General features: G+C 59.4%; 22 protein-coding genes. 9 read left to right on the plus strand and 13 right to left on the minus strand.

The window, feature by feature from the left end; all coding sequences use genetic code 11:
* The coding region (locus ACVW0C_RS10555; protein WP_414381514.1) for a helix-turn-helix domain-containing protein at nt 1–77 on the minus strand (77 nt) is incomplete at its 3' end.
* Nucleotides 78–290: 213 nt separating this feature from the next.
* Between ACVW0C_RS10555 and proB the strand changes: the two genes are divergently transcribed.
* Nucleotides 291–1,406: a glutamate 5-kinase gene (proB, locus tag ACVW0C_RS10560; RefSeq protein WP_041436197.1), complete on the plus strand. Its 1,116-nt coding sequence runs from the start codon at nt 291–293 to the stop codon at nt 1,404–1,406.
* An 86-nt stretch (nt 1,407–1,492) separates the two neighbouring features.
* Here the strand turns inward: proB and raf1 are convergent, their stop codons facing one another.
* From raf1 to infC, 4 genes are all read right to left on the minus strand, one after another.
* Nucleotides 1,493–2,596, minus strand: a complete 1,104-nt coding sequence (raf1, locus tag ACVW0C_RS10565) for a RuBisCO accumulation factor 1 (RefSeq protein ID WP_414343401.1) — start codon at nt 2,594–2,596, stop codon at nt 1,493–1,495.
* A 164-nt stretch (nt 2,597–2,760) separates the two neighbouring features.
* Nucleotides 2,761–4,707 (minus strand): serine/threonine-protein kinase, encoded by a 1,947-nt coding sequence (locus ACVW0C_RS10570; RefSeq protein WP_457385336.1) that lies wholly within the window; start codon nt 4,705–4,707, stop codon nt 2,761–2,763.
* 126 nt (nt 4,708–4,833) lie between these two features.
* The gene (bcp, locus tag ACVW0C_RS10575) at nt 4,834–5,298 is read right to left on the minus strand and encodes a thioredoxin-dependent thiol peroxidase (RefSeq protein WP_011432174.1); all 465 of its coding nucleotides are present in this window, start codon (nt 5,296–5,298) and stop codon (nt 4,834–4,836) included.
* Between the two features lie 15 nt (nt 5,299–5,313).
* The gene (gene infC, locus ACVW0C_RS10580; RefSeq protein ID WP_457385373.1) at nt 5,314–5,820 is read right to left on the minus strand and encodes a translation initiation factor IF-3; all 507 of its coding nucleotides are present in this window, start codon (nt 5,818–5,820) and stop codon (nt 5,314–5,316) included.
* Nucleotides 5,821–6,118: 298 nt separating this feature from the next.
* On the opposite strand from infC, the gene ACVW0C_RS10585 reads away from it, so the two are divergent.
* From ACVW0C_RS10585 to ACVW0C_RS10600, 4 genes are all read left to right on the plus strand, one after another.
* The gene (locus ACVW0C_RS10585; RefSeq protein WP_457385338.1) at nt 6,119–6,430 is read left to right on the plus strand and encodes a hypothetical protein; all 312 of its coding nucleotides are present in this window, start codon (nt 6,119–6,121) and stop codon (nt 6,428–6,430) included.
* A 42-nt stretch (nt 6,431–6,472) separates the two neighbouring features.
* Nucleotides 6,473–7,858 carry an aspartate ammonia-lyase gene (locus ACVW0C_RS10590; protein WP_457385375.1) on the plus strand — a complete coding sequence of 462 codons (1,386 nt, stop codon included), beginning with the start codon at nt 6,473–6,475 and terminating at the stop codon, nt 7,856–7,858.
* A gap of 40 nt (nt 7,859–7,898) precedes the next feature.
* Nucleotides 7,899–8,639 carry a Uma2 family endonuclease gene (locus ACVW0C_RS10595; RefSeq protein WP_011432178.1) on the plus strand — a complete coding sequence of 247 codons (741 nt, stop codon included), beginning with the start codon at nt 7,899–7,901 and terminating at the stop codon, nt 8,637–8,639.
* A gap of 79 nt (nt 8,640–8,718) precedes the next feature.
* Entirely contained in the window at nt 8,719–10,107 is a 1,389-nt protein-coding gene (locus ACVW0C_RS10600) for an MFS transporter (protein ID WP_457385340.1), read from the plus strand.
* Nucleotides 10,108–10,492: 385 nt separating this feature from the next.
* Here ACVW0C_RS10600 and ACVW0C_RS10605 read toward each other — a convergent pair whose 3' ends face one another.
* The 5 genes from ACVW0C_RS10605 to trpE all read right to left on the minus strand — a co-directional run bounded on the left by ACVW0C_RS10605 (nt 10,493) and on the right by trpE (nt 16,399).
* On the minus strand, nt 10,493–10,954 hold the full coding sequence (locus ACVW0C_RS10605; protein ID WP_414343398.1) for a hypothetical protein: 462 nt from the start codon (nt 10,952–10,954) through the stop codon (nt 10,493–10,495).
* 184 nt (nt 10,955–11,138) lie between these two features.
* Nucleotides 11,139–12,242: a chlorophyll synthase ChlG gene (gene chlG / locus ACVW0C_RS10610; protein WP_457385377.1), complete on the minus strand. Its 1,104-nt coding sequence runs from the start codon at nt 12,240–12,242 to the stop codon at nt 11,139–11,141.
* A 273-nt stretch (nt 12,243–12,515) separates the two neighbouring features.
* Entirely contained in the window at nt 12,516–13,709 is a 1,194-nt protein-coding gene (locus tag ACVW0C_RS10615; protein WP_457385342.1) for an RNA-guided endonuclease InsQ/TnpB family protein, read from the minus strand.
* A gap of 335 nt (nt 13,710–14,044) precedes the next feature.
* A complete protein-coding gene (locus tag ACVW0C_RS10620; RefSeq protein WP_457385344.1) occupies nt 14,045–14,875 on the minus strand; it encodes a phytanoyl-CoA dioxygenase family protein in 831 nt (276 codons plus the stop codon).
* Nucleotides 14,876–14,878: 3 nt separating this feature from the next.
* Nucleotides 14,879–16,399, minus strand: a complete 1,521-nt coding sequence (trpE, locus tag ACVW0C_RS10625; RefSeq protein ID WP_457385346.1) for an anthranilate synthase component I — start codon at nt 16,397–16,399, stop codon at nt 14,879–14,881.
* Nucleotides 16,400–16,539: 140 nt separating this feature from the next.
* Here trpE and ACVW0C_RS10630 point away from each other — a divergent pair, with 140 nt between their 5' ends.
* Both ACVW0C_RS10630 and ACVW0C_RS10635 read left to right on the plus strand, forming a co-directional pair.
* Nucleotides 16,540–17,088: an NUDIX hydrolase gene (locus ACVW0C_RS10630; RefSeq protein WP_011432186.1), complete on the plus strand. Its 549-nt coding sequence runs from the start codon at nt 16,540–16,542 to the stop codon at nt 17,086–17,088.
* Between the two features lie 258 nt (nt 17,089–17,346).
* Nucleotides 17,347–18,012 (plus strand): hypothetical protein, encoded by a 666-nt coding sequence (locus ACVW0C_RS10635; RefSeq protein WP_457385348.1) that lies wholly within the window; start codon nt 17,347–17,349, stop codon nt 18,010–18,012.
* An 89-nt stretch (nt 18,013–18,101) separates the two neighbouring features.
* Here ACVW0C_RS10635 and ACVW0C_RS10640 read toward each other — a convergent pair whose 3' ends face one another.
* Complete coding sequence (locus tag ACVW0C_RS10640) at nt 18,102–19,013, minus strand: M23 family metallopeptidase (RefSeq protein WP_457385350.1); 912 nt, start codon at nt 19,011–19,013, stop codon at nt 18,102–18,104.
* Nucleotides 19,014–19,218: 205 nt separating this feature from the next.
* Between ACVW0C_RS10640 and cruF the strand changes: the two genes are divergently transcribed.
* Both cruF and ACVW0C_RS10650 read left to right on the plus strand, forming a co-directional pair.
* Entirely contained in the window at nt 19,219–20,289 is a 1,071-nt protein-coding gene (gene cruF / locus ACVW0C_RS10645; RefSeq protein WP_457385352.1) for a gamma-carotene 1'-hydroxylase CruF, read from the plus strand.
* A gap of 46 nt (nt 20,290–20,335) precedes the next feature.
* Entirely contained in the window at nt 20,336–21,373 is a 1,038-nt protein-coding gene (locus tag ACVW0C_RS10650) for a threonine aldolase family protein (protein WP_457385379.1), read from the plus strand.
* Nucleotides 21,374–21,462: 89 nt separating this feature from the next.
* On the opposite strand, the gene lspA is transcribed toward ACVW0C_RS10650, so the two are convergent.
* Both lspA and ACVW0C_RS10660 read right to left on the minus strand, forming a co-directional pair.
* Nucleotides 21,463–21,987, minus strand: a complete 525-nt coding sequence (gene lspA / locus ACVW0C_RS10655; RefSeq protein WP_414332043.1) for a signal peptidase II — start codon at nt 21,985–21,987, stop codon at nt 21,463–21,465.
* A 260-nt stretch (nt 21,988–22,247) separates the two neighbouring features.
* Nucleotides 22,248–22,472 (minus strand): hypothetical protein, encoded by a 225-nt coding sequence (locus ACVW0C_RS10660; protein ID WP_148202686.1) that lies wholly within the window; start codon nt 22,470–22,472, stop codon nt 22,248–22,250.
* Nucleotides 22,473–22,515 lie beyond the last annotated feature (43 nt).

Raw genomic sequence — 22,515 nt, forward strand, 5'->3', positions numbered from 1 at the left:
CCAGCAAAGCGGCGCATCTGCCGTTCCTGCTGGCTGTTGGGCAGCAATTCGTACTTGAAGGCTTGAAGTCGTTGCACCGCTCAATCGTATTCTTGGCCTATGCGTGATGACAACGATATTCACATGGCCGGCACTGCGTTTTTAAAGGGCGTCGGCTATGGTCGGCGCTATCCTTCCCTGCCCTGAAGGACGGGGCTTGCCGCGCCTTTTGGTCAATACAGCTGCGTCTTGACTCCGCTATGGTGGCGCTATGGTGAATAGAGGGGTGGGAGGATGGGTTGAGAGCGGCGATGGCAACAACAGACGTGACGGTGGTGGTGAAGATCGGCACCTCCAGCCTGACAGATACTCAGACCGGCTTGTTGCGTCTTTCGGTGTTGGGGCCGCTGGTGGAGGTGCTGACCCACCTGCGCAGGCAGGGGTATGCGGTGATCTTGGTCTCCTCTGGGGCGGTGGGGGTGGGCTGTGCTCGCCTTGGCTGGCGGCAACGACCGACGGCTATTGCCGAGAAGCAGGCGGTGGCTGCGGTGGGACAGGGGCGGTTGATCCGCCTTTACGATGACCTCTTCTCGGCTCTGAACCAGCCAATTGCCCAAGTGCTGCTCACCCGCGGCGATCTGGTGGAGCGCAGCCGCTACGTGAACGCCAATCGCACTTTTGCCCAACTGCTGCAGATGGGGGTTATTCCCATCGTCAATGAAAACGACACGGTGGCAGTGGAGGAGCTGAAATTCGGCGATAACGACTCGCTTTCGGCGTTAGTGGCCAGCATGGTGCAGGCCAAGTGGCTTATCCTGCTCACCGATGTGGACAAGCTCTATTCGGCTGACCCCAACCGAGATCCCTCTGCCCAGCCCATTGAGCGGGTGTTGCCCGGGATCCCGCTACAGGTGAAGGCCGAAGCCCAGGGGAAAAGCGGCTGGGGCACCGGCGGCATGGCCACCAAACTGACCGCTGCTCAAATTGCTACAGCTGCAGGGGTAACGGTGGTGATCACCAATGGCAAACGGCCTGAGCAGATCCCGGCAATTCTGGCCGGCGAGGCCATCGGCACCCGCTTTGATCCGGCTCCTCAGCCCGCCAGCGCTCGCAAGCGATGGATTGCCTACGGCCTCATCCCCGAGGGATCTTTGACTTTGGATGAGGGGGCGGTACGAGCGGTGTGCGAGCAAGGGCGCTCGCTGTTGCCGGCAGGGATCACAGCCATTTCTGGGGAGTTTGAGGCGGGGGCTGCCGTGCGCCTGTGCGATCCCAGCGGCCAGGAGGTGGCGCGGGGCCTGGTGAACTACAGCGCCGAGGAGCTGCGGCAGATTAAGGGCAAAAAAACCGCCGAGATTCCCCGCATCCTGGGCTACGAAGGGGTTGATACTGCCGTCCACCGGGATAACTTGGCCTTGCTCAATTGAGGCCATGGGTGAGGCCATGGGGGCGAGTCCAGGCGCGGTGCTCTGCACCACTAGCACGAATGGCTACAACGGCGGGATCCCAACGCCTATTCTTCCAACTGCCAGGGATCCTGAGCCAGCACCTCATCGAAAACCCGCGGGGGGCGCACGGCCATCAGCACCTGGCCCAACAGGGGAGAGGAGGGCGAGTCTTCTATCCACTCCACCGCCAGGGATCCGGCCCGATCCACCAGGAAAAATCCCGCCATCTGAGCTCCCTCCCAAACCCGAGCGGCGCGATCGACCACCAGCAAAACCGGATCCTGTTCTTCACCGGCAGGCACCGGCAAACCCAACAGGGATCCCAAAAGCCGGTTTTCCACCTGAAGGATCACCGGATCCCCGGCCTTTTGAATCACCGGCCAAGCAGGCAAGGCCATCCAAGTCTGCTCCGCCGGGCTGTTGACCCAGCCAAAGGGCCCTTGCGGCTCGCTGGGGGGGATCCCTTCCCAGGCGGCAGTTGCAAGAGGCAGGGATCCGGCCACCGGCAGCAGTCGCGGCAGATCTTCTTCCAAGCGAAACACGGACAGCTTGGGCAAAACGCTGCGTTGGGGGCGGGAGCTGGTGGCAATCGTGGACAAGAGCTGCTCCACCTGTCGGCGGGCTGTATCACTGTGGACATACTGAAACGCTCGACCGATAGCCCGAGTTCGCTCCTGCAGATCGCGGGTTTGCTGGGCCGTTCTCCAGGCTTGATAGGCTACCGCATCGCCGGGGTGATCCGTAAACCCTTCCGGAAGCTGTTGGAGCTGGGCATAATTTTTCACGGCGCGGGCGATCTCATGAGCATCAGCGGCATTCAAATGGCGACTGAAGATAAATTCCGCCACCCGAACCCGATCCTGTGGAGAGAGAATGCGCAACTCGTAGAGGATATCGCTGCCTTTATGGGCAAAATGCCCCAGAACTTCTGGGCTGGCTCCTGCTTTGGCCATCCCTTCGTAAACCTGGGCCGCAACAAGGATCTGGTTTTGGTGAATGGGCTCAAACCCGGTTGCCTCGAAGATGGCCTGGGGAGTCATTTTCTGTCGTTGCAAAGCTTGACAGGCCTTGGCCCAATCCAGCCACCGGCCCTCTTTGCGGCGCAGCCGCTCTACCAACAAGCTGGGATCCTCCTCCACAGCAGCAGGTTCCGGCAGATATTGACTCATGCTTGTTCTCCAACAGGCTGGACAGATCACCACTCCCCTGGTCCACAGCCCAGCAGAGCTGGCCGGGCATCTGGCCAAACTTGATCTTCAAACTTGATCTTAGGGCTGATAGCGGTTCTGGCCGAGTCCGGTCGCGACAGCGGGACGGAGTCCTTGGCGAAACTCTAGATCGCTGGGTCGCACAGCATCACCTGGGAAGGCTGTCCGCTCACCGGCAAGCAGTTCAGATCCAATTGCCAAAGCTGGAACTGGGGGGGCTTTTCTGCTTTGGGCACTTGCAGCCAAATCTTGCCCCTTTGGCCCACCTGCAACACCTGTGAGCCGTTAGGCACAGCTACTTGGGCCAAGGGATCCCCTTTTTCACTGTACAGCCAGAGGGAAGTGGATTGCTCGCCCTCTCGACACAGCAGCAGCACGCCCCAAGGGGCCTTGGCCATCTGGACAGGTTGCCCTTTCAAGAACCAGCGGCGCACCCGCAGCGGATTCACCTGCACCGAGTGGAGATAGGGGCAGCAACCTTGCTGGCCTTCCCTTCCCTCATCTGTTGCCGCAAAGAGCAACCGTTCTCCCAAGCTGATCACCCCCCCTTGGGGATCCAAGGGCAGGCGATAGCGAACGGGCTGGGATCCCGTCTGCAGAGACCAACCGGTCGCGACAGTGGGATGGTGTCCCTTGGGATAGGGCAAGAGGCTCATCTCCACCCACTGCTGCCCCACACCTGTCAACAAAACCAGATGCTCCGAGAGGGCCAGCAAGCGGGACAGGGATCCCTGCCAAGGCCAACGGAAATAACAGCGGGAATCGGGGAAAGGCTGTGTTCCTGTCGACGTGGCCGGCTGCCATTGTACGGCCCCCAACTCTTGGGCGGTGGCCCAGACCAGCTCCTGTCGCTCTGCCAGCCAGGTGGCCTGCCAATCCTCCTCAAAGCTGAGCAAGGTGCGGATGCGGCTGGGGCTGAGGTGCAAAAGGCTGCTTCGGGAGAAGGCCAGGGCTTCCGGGAAGGTGTTCAAGGGCAGCACCGCCCGAATTGGCTCGTCCAGGGAAAAACGGGCCAAAGCAGGGGATCCCAGGGCAAGGTTCTGGAGCTCCAGCCATTCCAGCCTCTGGGGGGTCACCCGCAACAGCAGCGGGGATCTGGAGCCGCTGGGATCCTCGCAGATGCAGAACTTTTGCTCGGCCAGGAACTCCATCCCGCCAGTGTCAACAGAGCCCAGATCCGGCAGATCCCAAACCTGTACCCCAGGGGGCGGCCATCTGGGCAGGCGAGGGCCAACCCAACAACTGGCCGGCTCTTGCCACTCTTGGGCAACCACCGCCAAAGCCGACCGCATTTGGGCAGCAGTGCGGAACCGCCGCAAGGGCAACTTGCGTAGGGCTATCTCCAGCACCTCCCGCAGCGGGGCAGGGATCCCTTCTGGACAGACAAACGGCTGGTTGAGGTGGGCGTGCATCAACTGGCCGGGAGATCCGGAAAAAGGCCGTCGGCCCGTCAGCAGCTCCACCAGGATGATCCCCACCGCGTAGAGATCGGAAGCGGGACTGAACTGGCCATAAAACCGCTCCGGGGCCATGTAGGCAGGGGATCCGGTGGCGGTGATCTCGCCGGCAGCAGGCTGCAGGCGACGGGCGATGCCAAAATCCGTCAACTTCAGTTGCCAGCCCTGGGGCGTGGGCTTGAGCAGGATGTTCTCGGGCTTGACATCGCAGTGGATCACCCCCTGCCGGTGGGCATGATCTAACCCGGCCAAAATCTGATCCACAAAGCCCAAAACCTGCTTGACCGGCAGCCACAGCCCTTGCTCCACCTGGTCGATCAGCTCCCGCAGCGTGCCTCCCTCGCAGTACTCCAACACCAGGTAGCGACCTTCGCGGGCATGTTCGAGGGCGTAGCAGCGGGTAATGTTGGGGTGGTTGAGGGTGAGCAGATGGCGCAGCTCCCGCAGCAGATTTTGGGTGGGAAAGCGCTCCGCCGGCAGCTCCTTCAGGGCCACCAGGTCTCCTCCTTGACGGGGACGGGCACAGAATACACGCCCGTACTGCCCTTGGCCGGCCAAACCCAACATTTGGTAGCTGTCGTGAATCGACTTGAGGGTACGGCTGCGTCGGGACACGGCCCTAGCCCACGAGGAATCAATACCGGCACTTTACATCTTTTTTTGCTCTTTTCGTTCCCGTCTTGGCTCAGGTTCCAGAACAACGAGCCCAGCAGCAGGTCTGCCGAACTCCCACCGGAAAGCCTAAGAGCCGGTCAACTGCTTGAGCAGCTCCGCTGCGTGGGTTTCCACCTTGACCTTGGTGATAACGGCCTCGATCTTCCCCTCCGGATCAATAACAAAAGTGGTGCGGTGAATGCCGTTGTACTCTTTGCCCATGAACTTTTTCGGCCCATAGACCCCGTAAGCCCTGGCCACCTTGGCCCCCTCATCCACCAACAGGGGGAAGGGCAGTTGCAGCTTCTGGGCAAATTTTTGGTGGGAACGGGCATCGTCGGCGCTCACCCCCAAGATGGCGATGCCGTGGGCTTGATAGTCAGCGTAGGCATCCCGAAAGCCGCAGGCTTCTTGGGTGCAGCCGGGGGTGTTGTCCCGCGGGTAAAAATAGAGCACCACCCGCTGTCCCCGCAACTGGCTCAAGCTGATGGGATTGCCCTCGGCATCGGGCAGGGTGAACTCCGGAGCCGGATCCCCAACGGCAAGGGGCATGGGTGGGATCCCTCCTCAGACCGATTTTTTGGGAGAGAGAATCATCGTGATGTTTCGCCCTTCCTTTTGGGGGGGCTGCTGCATTTCCGCCACTTCTTGTAAGTCTTTGAACAAGCGGTGCAGCAATTCTTCCCCCAACTCGGCGTGCTGGGCCTCACGACCGCGGAACATCACCGTGGCTTTCACCTTGTCTCCATCCCCCAAGAACTGTTGGGCGCTGCGCAGGTGCACGTTGTAGTCGTGCTCGCCGATGTTGTAGCGAAACTTCACTTCCTTGATCTCGGCAGTGTGTTGCTTCTTGCGGGCCTCCCGTTCTTTCTTCTCCTTCTCAAACTTGAACTTGCCGTAGTCCATGATGCGGCAGACGGGCGGGTCGGCCTTTTCGCTCACCAAGACCAAATCCAGATCTTTTTCTTCTGCCAGGCGCAGGGCTTCGCGCGGGCTCATGATCCCCAACTGAGTGCCGTCGGTATCGATAAGGCGGATTTTGGGGAAGCGGATGCGCTCGTTGATAGCCGGCAGCTCTGTGCGCTGCTTGCGGGGGAAGCGGTCAGGTGGATGCTCTACGGTCAAGTTTTCCTCTCTCAACGAAATAACAACACAAGACAAATGCTAAGTAGGACTAGCCCCCTTCGGAGCAGTGCCGAACCCTGAGTTTGGACTCTCCAATCAAAGTCGGCCACTGGCCCGCAGGCCAAGGCAGGCTGCACCTATACTAACCGGCATTTTCCGTCTCTTTCTAGAGCCGTCAAGCGTTGTCAAGGCCCGCTCACTTGGGGATCCTGCCAGGCCGCGGTAGGATACCAAAGTGGCGATCCTGATGGGATCAAAGGTTGTTTGTCGGCCAGCAGGGAGGGCAGAAGCGGTGCAGCTCGGTTTAACGGAACGGGAACTGACAGAGTTGGCCCAAAAGTCGGTTCAGCTCATCCTCAGCCCGCGGGAAGGAGATAGCGAGGCGCTGATCCAGTACAAGTCTTCGGCGGAATTTCGAGCAGGGGTGCACCTGGCCTGTGCGGCCATGGTGTTGGTCTTGGCCGAGAACAACGAGCGCCTCAGCCAGCAGTTGCAGGCTACTTTACAAAACTTATCTGCAGCCGTCGAGACACCCTCGGAGAAGACTGCAGGCAGCTAGCTTAGGGATCCGCCAACGGGAGAGGAGAACGCCTTGGCTGAGGTGCGCAGCGAACGAGACTCAATGGGGGAGCGGCAACTACCCCAGTCGGTTTACTACGGCATCCAGACCGCCCGTGCCCTGGAGAACTTCCCCATCAGCGGCCTCAAGCCCCTGCCAGAGTATGTGGAGGCCTGCGTGCTGATTAAAAAGGCGGCGGCGGAGGTCAACGGCGAGCTGGGGTGCATTCCGGCAGAGGTGGCCAAGGCGATTGTCCAAGCGGCGGATGAGATCCTCCAGGGATCCCTGCGGGATCAGTTTGTGGTGGATATCTACCAAGCAGGGGCGGGCACCTCCCACCACATGAATGTCAACGAAGTGTTGGCCAACCGCGCTCTGGAGATCCTGGGGGAGCCCAAGGGCCGCTACGAGCGGGTCAGCCCCAACGACCATGTCAACTACGGCCAGTCCACCAACGATGTCATCCCCACCGCCATTCGTCTGGCTGCCCTGCTGCGGGTGCGGCGGGATCTTTTGGGCACGCTGGACAACCTGGTGGCGGCGCTGGAGCAGAAAGCACAGGAGTTCCACGGCATTCTCAAGGCGGGCCGCACCCATTTGCAGGATGCTGTCCCCATAAGGCTGGGAGATAGCTTCGGCGCCTATGCGGCCATCTTTGCCCAGCACCGCCGCTGGATCGAGGAGGCCAGCCAGGCTCTGGGCAGCTTGGGGCTGGGGGGCAGCGCCGTCGGCACCGGCCTCAATACCCATCCCCAGTACCGGCAAAAGGTGGTGCAACGGCTGGCAGAGTACACCCAGTTGCCCCTTACCCCGGCCCCCCATCCCATGGCGGCGATGCAGAGCATGGCCCCCTTTGTGCACCTGTCGGGATCCCTGCGCAACCTGGCCCAAGATGGCATCAAGCTGGCCAACGACCTGCGGCTGATGGATTCTGGCCCCAAGACCGGCCTGAAGGAGATCCAACTGCCGCCGGTGCAGCCCGGCTCTTCCATCATGCCTGGCAAGTACAACCCGGTGATAGCCGAGATGTTGAACATGGTCTGTTTCCAGGTGATTGGGCTGGATACCGCCATCACCCTCGCAGCCCAAGCGGGGCAATTTGAGCTCAACGTGATGATGCCCCTGATTGCCTATGACCTCCTGCACAGCCTACAGATCCTAAACAACAGCCTGCGGGTCTTTGCCGAGCGCTGTATTCAAGGCATCACCCCCAAACCGGAGCGCTGCCGTAGCTACGCAGAAGGGACGCTGGCTTTGGTGACCGCCCTCAACCCCTACATCGGCTATTTGCAAGCTGCAGAAGTGGCCAAGGCTTCTTTGGAAACCGGCCAGTCCATTCGGCAGATTGTCTTAGAGCGCAACTTGATGACCCCGGAACAGGTGGCCAAGGTGCTGGATCTGGAGGCGATGAGCCAAATGCAGTCCTAACCCATTCGCTACAGTGGAGGCATACTGCTCCTGCCTGGCCATGACCATCGCCCCCTATCGCTGGCCCACCCAGCACGACTTGCCCGATACAGACGACACCCCCTTGGACAACGAGGATCAAGGCCGCCAATACCCCCTCCTCCGGGAACCGCTGCTGCTGCACTGGTCAGATCGGCAAGACTTTTTTGTGGCTTGCAATATGGGCCTTTACTACGCCCTACCCCGGCAGGTCATTGTTCCGGATTTGTTTCTGGTGCTGGGGGTTCCCCGTTGGCGGGATGGCACTGCCCGCAAAAGTTATGTGGTTTGGGATGAAGGGAATATCTTGCCTATTCTCATCTTGGAGATCATCTGCAACGACCAGGGGGAAGAAAAACCCGGACAAGCCAAATTCCAGCTCTACGAAAGGCGGCTGCGGATCCCCTACTACGTCACCTTCGAGCTAGAGACCGATGAGCTGAATGTTTATCAACTCCAGGGCGGACACTATGAGCTGCTCCCCGGCTCAGGCGCTGGAGAACATCCCCCAATTCTGTTGCCCGATTTGGACTTGAGTATCGGTCGGTGGTGGGGATCCTACGAGGGGCGAGAACGCTTTTGGGTGCGCTGGTATGATAGGGCAGGGCAATTGTTGCCTACGGGAGCTGAACTAGAACGGCAGCGGGCTGAATTGGAACGGCAACGGGCAGAATTGGAACGGCAGCGGGCAGAATTGGAACGCTCCCGAGCCGAACGACTGGCCCAGCGGCTACGGGAACTGGGAGAAGACCCTGAATTTTGATCAGCTTTTCCAGGGATCCCCAAAAAAGAAATCTCCACCTACCCCCTACACTGGAATCCTGGCATTCCAGGGGGACATGATGACCAGACAGCGACTCAGTTTGTGGACGAAGCTGGCCTATGGGGTGGGGGATCTGGGCACAGGCATGACGGCCAACATCCTCATCTTTTTCCTGCTGCCCTTTCTCACCAATACCGTTGGCATGTCGGCAGGCCTAGCCGGCAGCATCTACGCCATCACTCGCTTTTGGGATGCCATCAACGATCCCATCATCGGCATTCTCAGCGACCGCACCCGCACCCGTTGGGGCCGTCGCCGCCCCTGGCTGCTGTTTGCAGCCCTCCCCTTTGGCCTCACGTTCCTGGCCCAGTGGTGGATCCCTTTTCCCGGTCGGATTGGCCCCCTGTTTGCCTACTACCTGGCGGTGTCGCTCTTGTTCAATACCTTCTACTCTGCGGCCAATATTCCCTACGCCTCCCTGACAGCGGAGCTGACCCAGGATTACGACGAGCGCACCCAGCTCAACCAATTCCGCTTTGCCTTCTCTGTAGGGGGCAGCATGGTTGCGGTGGTTACCTTTCCGCTCTTGGTCAACCTGCTGCCGGATCGGGCTGCTGGCCATCTGCTGGCCGGAGCCTGTTTTGGAGTGATCTCGGCTGTGCCCTTGCTGATCTGTTTTTGGGGGGTGCGAGAACGGTATCCATCCCAACGGGATCCCATGCCCCTGGTTCAACAACTGCGGGTGGCCTTCAGCAACCGCCCCTACCTGTTTGTCAGCGGCATCTACCTGTGTTCTTGGCTAGCGTTTCAGTTCACAGCCACAATCATCCCTTATTTCATCGTCTTCTGGATGGGCCTGCCGGAGGTGTGGATTTCCTTGGTGGTACTGGCGGTACAGGGGATCGCAGTGCTGACGCTGTTCGGTTGGACCCAACTGAGCACCCATCTGGACAAGCGCACCATGTACCTCATTGGGGCGGGGTTTTGGCTGATCTCGCAGGCGGGCCTGTTTTTCCTCCAGCCCGGCCAGCAAGGGATCATGATTGGGCTGGCTCTGTTGGCCGGCATTGGGGTTTCTGCTACGGCCTATCTCGGCCCTTGGTCCATGTTGCCGGATGTGATCGACCTGGATGAGCTGCAAACCGGGGAGCGGCGGGAGGGGATCTTCTACGCTTTTATGGTCTTCTTACAAAAGGTGGGCTTGGCACTGGGGCTGTTTTTCGTGGGGCAAGCTCTGGATTGGGCCGGCTTTGTGCCTTCGGTGGCCGGAGAGGCCCTGCCCATCCAGCCGGAATCGGCTTTGTTGGCCATTCGCGTTGCCATTGGCCCCTTACCGGCGGTGGCCCTGATCGGCGGGATCTTGCTGGTGTGGTTCTACCCAATCACCCGGCAGCGTCATCAGCAGATCCTGATGGAATTGGAAGAAAGACGGCAACAATACCACCCCAGCATCGAAAGATCTCCTTAGACCGCAAAATAGGCTACGGTTTCTAGCAGCAGAGCAACTGGCGCAATTGCGGGGGTTTTGATCTTCGGCCCAGGCTACTCCTCTCTCAGGGGCCTGCAGGATTACCTCATCAATGGCCTGAAAAAATGGCCTGAAAATCGATCACTCCTTCATCTCGCGCTGGGGGCCGAATGAAGAAAATGCCGAGACCATTGCCTGATCATCACCTTGGCCCGCAGCCTGGGAATGGATGTCACTGCCGAGGGGATCGAAACCCTACAGCGACTGCACCAATGAGGCTGTTGAACTGCGAGTATGGCCAGGGCTATTTCTTCGCCAAACCTCTCTAGGATGCAGAGCAAATGCTGCGGTTGCAACTGGACAAGAGGTGAAGGGATCCCTGCCCTCAGTCTAGGATGATGCGCAGGCCGCTACCCGAGGGAGTCGCCGGTTCAGGGTTGGGCACAATCCGCAGCCCACTGCCGGAGGGCCGGGTCACCGTGTTGTCGATGTTCACAAGGAAGGTGTTGGATTGGCCGTCCCGCTCATACACCACCACGTCGTTGCGGTTGAACTGGGAGCGACAGATGATGGGGGAGTTGTCGGCAGCAGTAGCCGCACTGCAGCGGTAGCCAGGGGCAGAGACGATCTTGCCTTCTTCATCGATGGAAAAAGGAACTGCAGAGGGCAAGATTGGAGAAAAGACCGGCTGGTCGGGATTGAGGATCACCGAGCCACCTGTGCTGGGTTCTACCACGATCCCCCGCCCGTCGATGACGATCCGCTGCGCTTGGGCGGGAGAGACGGCCAGCGGCCCCAAGAGCAAAGCCAGGCTTAGGCCGAGTTGGAGGGGAAACAACAGCTTCATTGGATATCTCCTTTGGCCCAGGGCCATAACAGCTTCCAGGGATCCGCCAACGATCCTTGCAGGGGATGGATCCCTGGCTCAACTTAACTTGATCTTGACTTGATCTTGGCCCAGATGTCGGGCCGAACCCAGGGCGGAAGCCGTCACCTCTGTTGCCAAGATGGGCACTTTGCCGTCGGCTCGACTACCACAGCCCCGAGCGGCCCAACGCCAGCCCGACCACCAACATGCCCAACACCAAAAAGGGCTGCGCGCTGGCTTGGTATTTCACATCGTTGTTCAAAGGATCCCGCAGGAGGTACATATCTTGGAAGGTTATTTGGGGAATGATCAGCAGCACCAAAAGGGCCGCGTAAAGTTTTAGGCCCGCCCCCAGCAAAAACGAGGCCATGCCGAACTGGAACAGGTCGATCATCAGCACCGAGATCCAAGCGGCCCCCATCGCCCCGAACATCACCGGCAAAGAGGCCAAGCCAAACTGCCTGTCCCCTTCGATGCTTTTGAAATCGTTGACCACAGCAATCCCCAGCCCGGCCAAGCTGTAGATCAGCGTCAGGATGCAGACCGTCCAGTTTAGCTCGCCGAACAAGGCGTGGCCTGTCCACCAAGGCAGGGCGATGTAGCTGGCACCAAGGGCATAGTTGCCCAGCCAGCCGTTGCGCTTGAGCTTCAGGGGGGGCGCCGAGTAAATGTAGGCAATCAGGGCTCCCGCCAAGGCAATGCAGGTGATCACCGGGAAGTCATGGCCCGTGTACCAGTCCAGAGCGTAGGCCAAGCCCAACCCCAAGATCAGCAGCACCCAGATCTGGATAACCACCCGCTGCAGAGAAATAGCGCCGGAGGGAATGGGGCGGTAGGGCTCGTTGATGGCGTCGATCTCGCGGTCGTAGTATTCGTTCACCGTTTGGGTATAGCCCGTCATCAGGGGGCCCGCCAGGATCATGCCCACCAAAATGAGAGCCACATTCTCCCAAGTCCAGGTGAAGTGACCGGAAGATGCCGCCCCCGGAATCAGACCCCACACCAAAGGGATCCAGGTGACAGGCTTCATCAGTTGCAAGTGCAACTGCCAAATGGAGCGAGACTCCACCTCTGCTCCTTTCATGCCCAGCAGTTGACGGACACGCTGCGCATTCGACCCGCCGGTGCCAGGGGATCCCTTGCCGGGATCCGAGTCTGGGGTGGTTTCTTCTGAAGCAGCTCCTTCTGCTATGCTGGGCTCCGCAGCAAAGGCCATCTCAGCCGCCACTTCCGGCGAGGAGGGATCTTGGGGGATCTTTTCGCTCATGGTGAGGTGCGCAATCAAACTGCAATAACGGGGATAACCACCCCCATTCAGAGACATCGTGACATACTCCCGCACTCATGCTGATGCAAAGCGCTCCGCGCCGCTAAAGCGAAAGAGTACGAGCTTCTCAGTGACTCCTGTTAAGGACATTTCCTGAGCTTTAAGAACGGGATGCCCCACCGCTCTGTGTTTACCATAGCAAGGGTTTCCGCCTTTCATCCTGACCCTCATGCTGATACATAGAGGGCGTCGCTTCTCGGCGGTCTAGGTAAACTACCCGACCCTGACTGCTTCGCAGTACAGGGCGGGCTTTCGGCAGCCCTGCAGTTGGCAAGCCAACCACGGACCTCTAGGCTGGTTTACGGCAGCCCCAAGTTTGGCAATCATGTTGGCCCCATTCCAGTCCGCATCCCCTTCCCATCCACAGTGCCCACACTTGAACTGCTTCCCACTGCGATAGGATTGCGCAGGGTCGGGATGAATGTGCAAACACCGGTGGCAGGTCTGCGACGTGTAGGCAGGCGGAACCAGTACTACAGGTACTCCGGCGATGGCAGCCTTGTAGACCACAAACATCCTAAGCTGGTAGAACGCCCAGTTATTGGTTCTGCGCCGCTCAGCTTTGCTGCGTGGCTGTTGATTGACTCTTTCCCGAATCCCTGTCAAGTCTTCCAGGGCAATAGCGCTGTTTGTGGTCTTTGCCCTAGAGACAATAGCTTTGGAGATGCGATGATTGACCCACGCTTGAAAGCGTCTCTCCTTGCCAGACAGCCGTTGCAGCAGTTGACGGCATCGCCGCCTGCAACTGCGGGTGCCCTTACTGGCCTTGCGCTGAAGAGACGCTCTTAACCGACAGTAGTGATCTCGGACTTTGTTCAGCTGCTGTCCATTCCAGTTGTCTCCTTCGGAGGTATGTGCAATGTCTCGCCGTCCCAGGTCAACACCAATCACCTTGTCGGTGTTCTGTTGCTTGGGGGGCTCTGCCTCGACACAAATCTGGATGGAGTAGGAGCCGTCTTTGCGCTGGACTAGGGTGGCCGATTTGGGGTTAGAGCCAGCCAGCATTCCCCTCTGGTAGTTACCAATGGCTAGCTCAAAGCGTTCTCTCCCTTCAACCGTGGTCAGTGACACCGTCCAGTCTTTCTCGCGGAATGAAAAGATACGTGCGTCGTAGGTAACGAACCTACGCTTGAACTCTTTAACCGGACGGTTGCGCTGTCTCGCCACTTTGCGAGCGCCTGCCACCCGTCTGCACACCTGTTGAGCCAAGTTACTGGACAAGCCGAACCGGGCTCGAATCTCGTAGTAGCAAAGGGATTGGAGTTTGACTGCGTTGACTACTTTTTCTGGTGTGTTTTGGTTGACCCAGTTCAACGCCTGCACAAAGGCATCCATTGTCGCGTCCAATTTGGCGGCTTGCGACTGGGACACCTTGAGCTTGCAGGAGACCGTCAGGACTTGGGTCATGGTTCTATCATAACTTCCGCATTCCTCCCGACACTGACCCTACGGGTACAGTGCGGGGCTCCTGCGATTTCTAGCTGACTGAGCTACACCGAGCATGTGGCTTATACCGCAGCACCGTGGGGGACGCCAAAGCGCTTCGCGCCGCCAAGGCGAACGCACCAGCTACTGGGATGTGGAAACACCCCAGATACTTCTACTTCACCTTCAGCACTGCACCCTTCTATAAATGGGTGGAGCGATACTCACATCCTATCAGGAGACGGTAGCTTATCCCTAGGCATAAATGCCGGGGCCTGAGCCGCCGAGTTTTCGGTTAGCTCGCAGTTCCGGGCCGTCTACACAATCTGTGCCGTCACGAATAGGCGCTGATGCTCGGCTGGGATCCGCTCTTTCTCTTGGGCCGGGATCACCAGGGGAGGTTGCCGAGTGTAGTTGACAGGATCCCGAAACCAAGCGCGGCTGTAGGTGTTGTAGAGAAGGGGACGGGGGGCAGGGGAGCGATTGGCCCGACCCAGGTGAATCAGGCGGTAGTCAAACAGGAGGCAGGATCCCTTGGCCAGGGGCGGATCGACAAAGGGCATCTGCTGGGCCAGCTCGGTATAGTGGGCATCGAAGACCACATGGCTGCCGGGCCAGAGACGGGTCATGCCGTTCTCTTCGTTGACATCCACCAGAGGAATGAGCAAATTCAGGGCATAGCAAGGAATGATCGCATCCAAGGTCTCGTCGCCAAACAGATGAGACAGATCCCGGTGAACTTGTTGATCGGCGGATCCCGGCAGAGAGACCACCGCCCCCAGCCCGCTCAAGATCAACTCCGGCCCCAAAATCCGCTTCAGGATGGGCAAGATCAGAGGATGGGCATAGATGAGGGGATCGTTGAAGGGGCCCTCCAGGCGAACCGTTACCATCACCCGTCTATTGCCCACTAACAGGGCATCGGCGTGGTGCTCGTGGGTGCAGTAGCGGCTGTAGGTGGCCAGAAAGCTGCTGTGCAACTTGTCGATGAGCTCGGGGGGAAAGATCTCCGGCAACACCAGATAGCCCTCTGTGGAAAACAGTTCAAAAGCCTGCTCTACGGTCTCTGGATCCGGCTGCTGGAGCTCCTGTAAGGACTCCGTCCCGCTGACGCGAACCGCAGGGCTGAAGCGCAACTGGGCCAACATGGGCTAGGTCTCCTGCAAACTGGCCACAGCCATTAACATGCCCCGCGCTTTGTTCAGACATTCTTGATATTCCCGCTCCGGATCCGAGTCGGCCACAATACCTGCCCCGGCCTGCAAGCTCACCTGGCCCTGATGAACCAGCAGGGTGCGGATGGTGATGGCGGTGTTCAGTTGGCCGGAAAAGTCGTAGTAGCCATAGGCGCCGGCATAGGGCCCGCGGCGGCATCCTTCCAGCTCATGAATAATCTGCATGGCGCGGATTTTGGGGGCGCCGGTAACGGTTCCGGCGGGGAAGGTGGCCCGCAGCAGATCCCAGGCGCTGTACTGGGGATCCAGCCGCCCCACCACGTTGCTGACAATGTGCATCACATGGCTGTAGCGCTCGATCTGCATCAGGTCGTCCACCTGCACAGATCCCAGTTGGCAGACCCGTCCCAGGTCGTTGCGGGCCAGATCCACCAGCATCACATGTTCGGCCCGTTCTTTCGGATCTGCCAACAGCTCTTGCTCCAGCTGCCGGTCTTCCAGAGGGGTGGTGCCACGGGGGCGGGTGCCGGCAATGGGGCGCACGGTGGCGATGCGGTCTTCTCCCACCCGGCTGAGTTTGACCATCACCTCTGGGCTGGAGCCGATGAGGCAGAGATCCCCAAACTGCAAAAACGCCATATAAGGGGAAGGGTTAATCAGCCGCAACGAGCGGTAGAGGCGAAAGGGATCCCCCGCAAAGGAGATGGTAAACCGCTGCGAGAGCACCACCTGGAAGATATCTCCGGCGCGGATGTAGTCCTTAGCCCGTTCCACCGCTTGGCAGTAGGCTGGGTGGCTCAGGGTGCTGGGGGGGATTTGTTCGCGCCAGCGGGACGGAGTCCTTTCCGACAGGTGGGGCTTCCAGTTGAGGTGCAGATGGGCCAGGGAAAGAGGAGCGCTGAGCTGCTGCATCAGCTTTTCCACCCGCCGGCAGGCTTGGGCATAGGCTTCCTCGGCAGCGTGGTGACGGGTATCGGCGAAGGCCACCACCCAGATCTTGCGCTTCACCTGGTCAAAGAGCAGGATGCTGTCCACCTGCATCAAAACGGCATCAGGGGGATCCCCCGGCTGCAGGGGGTGGATGGGCACCTTGGGCTCAATCCAGCGAATCAGCTCGTAGCCCCAGTAGCCAAACAGGCCGCCAATGCTGCTGGGCAGTTCCGGCAAATGCACCGGCTCATAAGGCTGCAAGCAGCGGGCCAAGATGGCAAAGGGATCCCCTTGGTGGTGCTCCTGTCGGCCATCGCGGTATCGCTGTAGCGCCTGATCCCCGCGTATTTCCAAAACCCACAGGGGATCGCAGCCCAAGAAGCTGTAGCGGGCCACCTGTTCCCCCCCCTCCACCGACTCCAGGAGAAAGTTGTAGGGCTGGCCGGCACAAACCCGATACCAGGCAGAAACCGGCGTTTCCAAATCCGCCACCCATTCCTGGTACACCGGGATAAAGTTGCCCTGCTTGGTGAGGGCAAGAAACTCCTTCAAGGGAGGGTAAATCATGGCCTGCAACTTTTGTGCTTTTCCTGACTCTACCCCAGACACGGGATCCCAAGGGCGTGTGAATCCCTCTGGATTGCCCGGTTGCAACAGCGCCGAAAACCATTAAGCTGAGAGCGGCTCTACTCTCGGGATCCCTTGCCATGCAAAACCCATCTCAGGTGATTCGTGAGCGCCTCCGCTATCAAGGCCACAAATACACCTTCGTCAGCCAGCGTTTGCGTTTTCCCAACGGCAAAGAGGGAGAGCGGGAGTACCTCATCCATCCCGGGGGGGTGGTGGCCGTGCCTGTAACTGCAGCAGGCAAGTTCGTCTGCATTCGTCAATATCGCTTTGCGGTTGCCTCCTACCTTTATGAATTTCCGGCAGGCACAGTCGAGCCAGGGGAGCATCCCGATGACACCATTCGCCGCGAGCTGGAAGAAGAAACGGGCCTGCGTGCCCATCGCTGGGATCCCCTTGGCCAATTTTATTTGTGCCCCGGCTATTCCAGCGAGATTATGTATGCCTATTTGGCGCGGGAGCTGGAAGTGCTGGATTCCCCTCCCGATAAGGATGAGGATGAAGATATTACCGTAGTGGAGTTTTCTGCTTCTGAGCTTACAGAAATGGCCCGTTTGGGAATGGATTTGGACAGCAAGTCCATTGCCTGCTTTTGGCGGGCCCAATTGTTTTTGGCTGCCGAAAAATAGAGCCCTCCGTCGGGGGTAGCTGCCCCTTGCTCCTGGGGGATCCCTTTCAAATTGGCGGGGCGTCGTTCCAAGCCGACTTTGGCGGTTACAGAGGAAGCTCCAGGCTTTTCACCCTAACTTGGTAGCCCATTGCCAGGCGAGATCAAGGTGAGATCGAGGTTGCGTTCGACATAAAAGGGATCCCTGTATCCCGGCTGTTTGGTTGACTGGGAGAACCTTGGAGTCCTTTAGAATTTTAGGGGCGAGGAGTGAGGAAATATGCGGAAGCTGTTGTGTTCCTGTGGTCGAATAGCCTGGGGAGTGGCCTTGGCTGCCACTCTACCGGTTGCTGCTGTTCCTGCCTATCCCCAGCCCGTGCTTCCGCTGCTGCCGGTTCCTTCTGAGGGCGGCGCTGCTCGAGGTGGGGTCGTGGCTTTATTCAATCAATCCATCTGGTGGGATTTCATTCGCGGCAATCGCGGTGAAAACCTGCGCCTGTTCCCGGCCAGCCTAACCTCTCCATCTCGCCAGGATGTGGTGGCCGTGTTTCAGATTCAGCGGCAGCCCACCGTGGAGCCGGTGGTGCGCGTTCTCAGCTTCGAGCATCAGGGGGGGTATAGCTTTCGTCTGCTCCACACAGCTGAGCCGATCCCAGGGCGGTTGGTGGAGGCTCACCTGCGCACGGACATCACCTCCAGCCCACAGCCCAAGTTGGTGCTCCTCACCGAGCGAGGGGGCATCAGCCTGCTGCGCTCTGTCTTGGTCTTGGAACACCGGCCTGAGGGACTTGTGCCACTGCTGAGCGTGACGGATCTGAGCAATGCCAGCCTGCGGGTCAGCCCGCAAGGGATCCTGGTCATCTCAAGCCCGCCCGGTACCAGCCGTGACTTGAGGGCTACCCTCTACCAATGGGAGGGGGATGGCTTTGTCCGTCGAGATCTATAAGTCCATCATCTGTTGTGACTGTTGTGAATCTGCCTGTCAATATCCATCTTTGTCAGCGAGGTCTCGCGCGGAGCGGATGTCCGTCTCGGCTACCGCTGCCCTTGCCAGCAAGCTCCCAAGCTGGGGGCTTGTCCCACCTGCCAAAGGAACAGGCTTTCGGCCCCAAGGGGGTGAATACTCCAGGGATCCAGGCCAGACCCAAACCACCCGTAGGGATCGACGGCAGCCGGTTGGCCGGAGTTGGTGTTGTCGAAGCGACGTACCTCGAAATGAAGATGGGGCCCGCTGGCACAGCCGCTGTCTCCCGATAGGCCGATGACTGCTCCTGCGGCCACCACTTGCCCCTCCTGCACCCCGATTTGACTGAGGTGGGCGTAGAGGGTCTCCCAGCGGGGAAGGGTTCTTCTCTCTGCTCTCTCCCCATCCCAGAATTCGGGCTCGTGCAGAAGGCGCACCCGCAACCCCCTGACCGGTCGGCCCAAGCTGGGGCAAAAAAACTCCGGCTCCTCGCGGGCCAAGGTGACCCGTCCTGCGGCAGCAGCCAAAATCGGGGTTCCCACCGGCATCTCCCAGTCATAACCGGCATGGCCATCGCTTTTGCCACAGGGGTGCAGCGGGTCGGGGATCCAAACTTGGCCTTGCCCACTCACAAACCGTCTGTTGCCATCCCTCTCCCCCAAAGGCAGATCATGGTCGAAGAGATTGGTGACGGGAAATTCTCCGACAAAGGGCTTGTGCAAAAACGGCCACTGGGGCGGCGGCGGATCCCCATAAGCAGAACGATATTTTTCCAGCTCCAGCCGATAGTCTTCCAGATCCTGACGCTGGGCGGGATCTTCCGTGTGCTGCTGCAACAGATCCACCAGCTGCAGGGCCTGAAGCCAGTCCTGGCGCTCCACAGCACGAGCCAGTTGGGCGTAAACCCCCACCAGGGATCCCTGCGGCGAAGACGGGGAGGAGACCTGGGGAAAAACGGGCGAGATGTTTACGAATTGATACAATAGACAGCAAAATATCAGCAGTGTCACCGTTAGCGGCAGTGACATCTCCGTCCAGAGGGCCATTCCAAGTAGGCCGGCCTGCAAACAAGCGGGTTCATTCTTGGCTTCGGGCTCTCTCTTCAGGCCATCCGCTTTTCCCCTCAGCCGCCGTATGGGTTGCAAGGAGACAGAGCGGCTTCGCTTAACCACTCTTCGGGAGTTTCTCATGCGTTGGTTCTCGTCCTCTGGTGTTCTCGTCAGCCTGCCTTTCCAGTCTTCTGTTGGGCGAAGTGTTCTGCCCCTGTCTGGCTCGATTTGGCAGCGGCTGGAGGCCTTAGCTCTGGGTTTGCACATTCTGTCTTTGCTTTTTGGGTTGGCAGGGTTGCTCTGGGTTGTACCCCATCCTGAGTGGGTGGCCAGTTTGCCCCCCATTGGCATTCAAGCTTTCTCCTTGAGCATGGGCAATGGCGGCGTGGCCTACATGGTGTTCGGTGCGCTGGCGGCAGCTCTGATGGGATCCCGGCTGTTGGGGATGCGGCGCCTGTTGATGTTTTTGATCCCGGCGGTGGGCATTTCCTTGGGCAGTGAGCTGTTGGGTACCAGCACTGGGATCCCCTTTGGCAACTATGGCTACCTGAGTGGGCTGGGCTATAAGATTGCCGGGTTGGTGCCTTTTACCATCCCTCTGTCTTGGTTTTATGTGGGGTTGTCGTCCTATTTGTTGGCGCGTGTGGCTCTGCAAACCCAGCGCCACTGGTTGATCCACTTCGAGGCCATCATGTTGGGGGCCCTGCTGCTCACCGCCTGGGACTTCGTGCTGGATCCGGCCATGACCCGCGGCTCGATCCCGTTTTGGACGTGGTTTCAGCCGGGGCCCTTCTTCGGTATGCCGCTGCAAAACTTCGGTGGTTGGATGCTGACCGGGGCTGCCTTCATGACGGTGGCCAATCTGCTGTGGGGCGAGGATCAACCCATCCTTGACCGCCGCCAGTTGGTGGGGCCGCTGGTGCTCTATGTAGCTAATTTTGCTTTTGCCCTGTTGATGAGCCTGGGCTCCGGCATTGTTGCGCCGGCGGGGCTGGGCCTGTTGTTGGGGTTGGGGCCCGCTTTGGGGTTGTGGTGGAGTGCAGAGACCCCATCCCGCTATTGCGAAAGGACTCCGTCCCGCTATCGCGACCAGCCTGTGCCGTCTTCCCATCCTGAACAGGACTCCATCCCGCCATTGCAAGCGGTCGAGGGAGAGGCAGGTCAAGCCTGGGATACTTTGGAGGATCCCGGTTGGGTTGGCGCGAAATAAACTGGCCCTAACCTTTCCTCGGCGAGATCCCCCAGTTGTCCAGGCCATGAACTTCTGCAGCGACAATGTCACAGGCGCCTGTCCTGAGGTGATGGAAGCCCTGTTGGCCCTCAGGGGATCCGCCATGCCCTATGGAGGGGACGAATGCACAGCGCAGGTGCAAAGGCTGTTTGCCGAGATCTTCGAGCATGAAGTGGCAGTGTTTCCGGTGGCAACGGGATCTGCTGCCAATGCCCTGGCCCTTTCGGTGCTCACCCCGCCCTACGGGGCGATTTATTGCCATCCCGAGGCCCACATCAATCTGGACGAATGTGGAGCGCCAGAGCTGTTTACAGGTGGGGCCAAGTTGGTGGGGATCCCCGGAGAGCAAGGCCGTATTGACTGGGGCAACTTAAAAGCAGCCCTGGAGCGGGCGGGGTTTGGGGTGGTTCATCACGTGCAGCCTGCCTGCCTCAGCCTGACCCAAGCCACTGAGGCTGGCACCCTCTACTCCTTGGAGCAGCTCAGATCCTTGGCGGATTTGGCCCATCACTTTGGCCTTAAGGTGCATATGGATGGGGCCCGCTTTGCCAATGCCCTGGTTGGTTTGGGCTGCACCCCTGCCGAGATGACCTGGAAAGCGGGGGTGGATGTGCTGTCCTTTGGGGCCACCAAAAATGGGGCCTGGGCTGCGGAAGCGGTGGTGTTTTTTCATCCAGATCAGGTGGGCGATTTTGAGTTTCGCCGCAAGCGCAGTGGCCATCTGCTCTCGAAGATGCGCTTTTTGTCTGCCCAATTGCAGGCCTATCTCCAGGATGGGGTGTGGCTGCGCAATGCCCGCCATGCCAACGCAATGGCCCAACGGTTGGCTCAGGGACTGGGATCCCTGCCGGGAGCCAAGTTGGTGTATCCTACCGAGGCCAATGAGGTTTTTATCGAGCTGCCGGAGCCGGTTCTCCAGGCCCTAGAGGGAGCGGGGTTTCGGTTTTACCGCTGGCTGGGGGAAGGTCACCACTTAATCCGCCTGGTGACGGCTTTTAACACTTTGCCCGCAGATGTCGAGCGCTTCTGCCAGGTGGCTCAGCAAGCCAGCCGTTTGCAATAGGCGGACGGAGTCCTTGCAGCTGACCAGGGATCCCCCTTGCCAAGGACATGAGCATCCCAAGGGATCCCTGAAGGCTGTTCATCGGCTGGTCAATCCTTAAAGTGGGTGCTGTCGCGACCGGGCTTTTTCTCCAGGCAGGGCGAGGCGGAAGTCGATCCCGTTTTCTTTGAGTTGTCCTGTAGCAAACCGATCAGCAGGCAGGCCACCCCAAGGTTGATGGCCACATCCGCCACGTTGAATACCGGAAAGCGAATCCAGATCAAATTGAAAAAGTCCACCACATAGCCGTTGACGAAGCGGTCGATGCCGTTCCCCACGGCTCCTGCCCACACCAAGCCATAGCCGGCCTGTTCCCATCGGCCCAGGATCCCGCCGCGAATGGCCAGCAGCGCCAACGCCAGCGCCACCCCCAGCGAGATCCACTTCAAGAGCTCTGCCGAATCTTCAAACAGGCTCCAAGCAGCGCCGGTATTCTCCACGTAGGTGAGGTGAAACACCCCTGGCCACAGCTCAATCTCTGGCCCCGGCAGCAGCCGTTCCACTGCCCAGTGCTTGGTCGCCTGATCCAAGATTACCCCCAGGATCCCGGCCAGCCAAAAGCCTTTGTTTTTCATGTCGTCTTGGCCTCAATCACGTCCACCGGCAAGAGCGCCCCGATGAGCACTTTTCCCATCCTGACATGCTGCTCTTCTGCCGGCTCATTGCCCAGAAGCTCAAGGGCGGAGCTCTGGACTCGAAGTTGGGCCTGTAACGGGATCCAACACCGGTGAGTGGCCTCAGAAGCGATTGGCCGCCTCTGGCTTGAGAGGAGCAGCAAGAAAACCGTCCAGCTTAGGCAACTGGACGGGGATCCCCTGGGGGTGGACAGGATTGGCTACCGACCCTGCTGCTCCAGGGATCGGCGCAATTCACTGGCCATCTGCATAAACTCTTGCGGATTGCCCGCCTTGCCGTAGGAAGAGCGATCCTGAACCTTTTTGCCGCTGCCTTGGCGGGTGCGGGTGTTGAGCAAAGCGCTGGCCATTTCCATGAACTTGGCAGGATTTCCCTCGCTGCTGCCCCGCACTAGAGGGGCGCGTCCGGCACGAGTGACAGCCATAGATACCTCAATTTTCACAAATGAAATGCTTGTTACATTTTCT

The sequence above is a fragment of the Thermostichus sp. OS-CIW-26 genome, from assembly GCF_054058395.1.

Bases quoted from the DNA above. Each gene is read 5' to 3' on its own strand.
- lspA (WP_414332043.1), bottom strand. From the start codon at position 21,987: ATGAAAAACAAAGGCTTTTGGCTGGCCGGGATCCTGGGGGTAATCTTG.
- ACVW0C_RS10595 (WP_011432178.1), top strand. From the start codon at position 7,899: ATGACCATCGCCCCCTATCGCTGGCCCACCCAGCACGACTTGCCCGAT.
- cruF (WP_457385352.1), top strand. From the start codon at position 19,219: ATGCGTTGGTTCTCGTCCTCTGGTGTTCTCGTCAGCCTGCCTTTCCAG.
- chlG (WP_457385377.1), bottom strand. From the start codon at position 12,242: ATGAGCGAAAAGATCCCCCAAGATCCCTCCTCGCCGGAAGTGGCGGCT.
- ACVW0C_RS10660 (WP_148202686.1), bottom strand. From the start codon at position 22,472: ATGGCTGTCACTCGTGCCGGACGCGCCCCTCTAGTGCGGGGCAGCAGC.
- ACVW0C_RS10615 (WP_457385342.1), bottom strand. From the start codon at position 13,709: ATGACCCAAGTCCTGACGGTCTCCTGCAAGCTCAAGGTGTCCCAGTCG.
- ACVW0C_RS10585 (WP_457385338.1), top strand. From the start codon at position 6,119: ATGGGATCAAAGGTTGTTTGTCGGCCAGCAGGGAGGGCAGAAGCGGTG.
- ACVW0C_RS10620 (WP_457385344.1), bottom strand. From the start codon at position 14,875: ATGTTGGCCCAGTTGCGCTTCAGCCCTGCGGTTCGCGTCAGCGGGACG.
- ACVW0C_RS10605 (WP_414343398.1), bottom strand. From the start codon at position 10,954: ATGAAGCTGTTGTTTCCCCTCCAACTCGGCCTAAGCCTGGCTTTGCTC.
- ACVW0C_RS10630 (WP_011432186.1), top strand. From the start codon at position 16,540: ATGCAAAACCCATCTCAGGTGATTCGTGAGCGCCTCCGCTATCAAGGC.
- ACVW0C_RS10650 (WP_457385379.1), top strand. From the start codon at position 20,336: ATGAACTTCTGCAGCGACAATGTCACAGGCGCCTGTCCTGAGGTGATG.
- proB (WP_041436197.1), top strand. From the start codon at position 291: ATGGCAACAACAGACGTGACGGTGGTGGTGAAGATCGGCACCTCCAGC.
- ACVW0C_RS10600 (WP_457385340.1), top strand. From the start codon at position 8,719: ATGACCAGACAGCGACTCAGTTTGTGGACGAAGCTGGCCTATGGGGTG.
- bcp (WP_011432174.1), bottom strand. From the start codon at position 5,298: ATGCCCCTTGCCGTTGGGGATCCGGCTCCGGAGTTCACCCTGCCCGAT.
- raf1 (WP_414343401.1), bottom strand. From the start codon at position 2,596: ATGAGTCAATATCTGCCGGAACCTGCTGCTGTGGAGGAGGATCCCAGC.
- ACVW0C_RS10635 (WP_457385348.1), top strand. From the start codon at position 17,347: ATGCGGAAGCTGTTGTGTTCCTGTGGTCGAATAGCCTGGGGAGTGGCC.
- trpE (WP_457385346.1), bottom strand. From the start codon at position 16,399: ATGATTTACCCTCCCTTGAAGGAGTTTCTTGCCCTCACCAAGCAGGGC.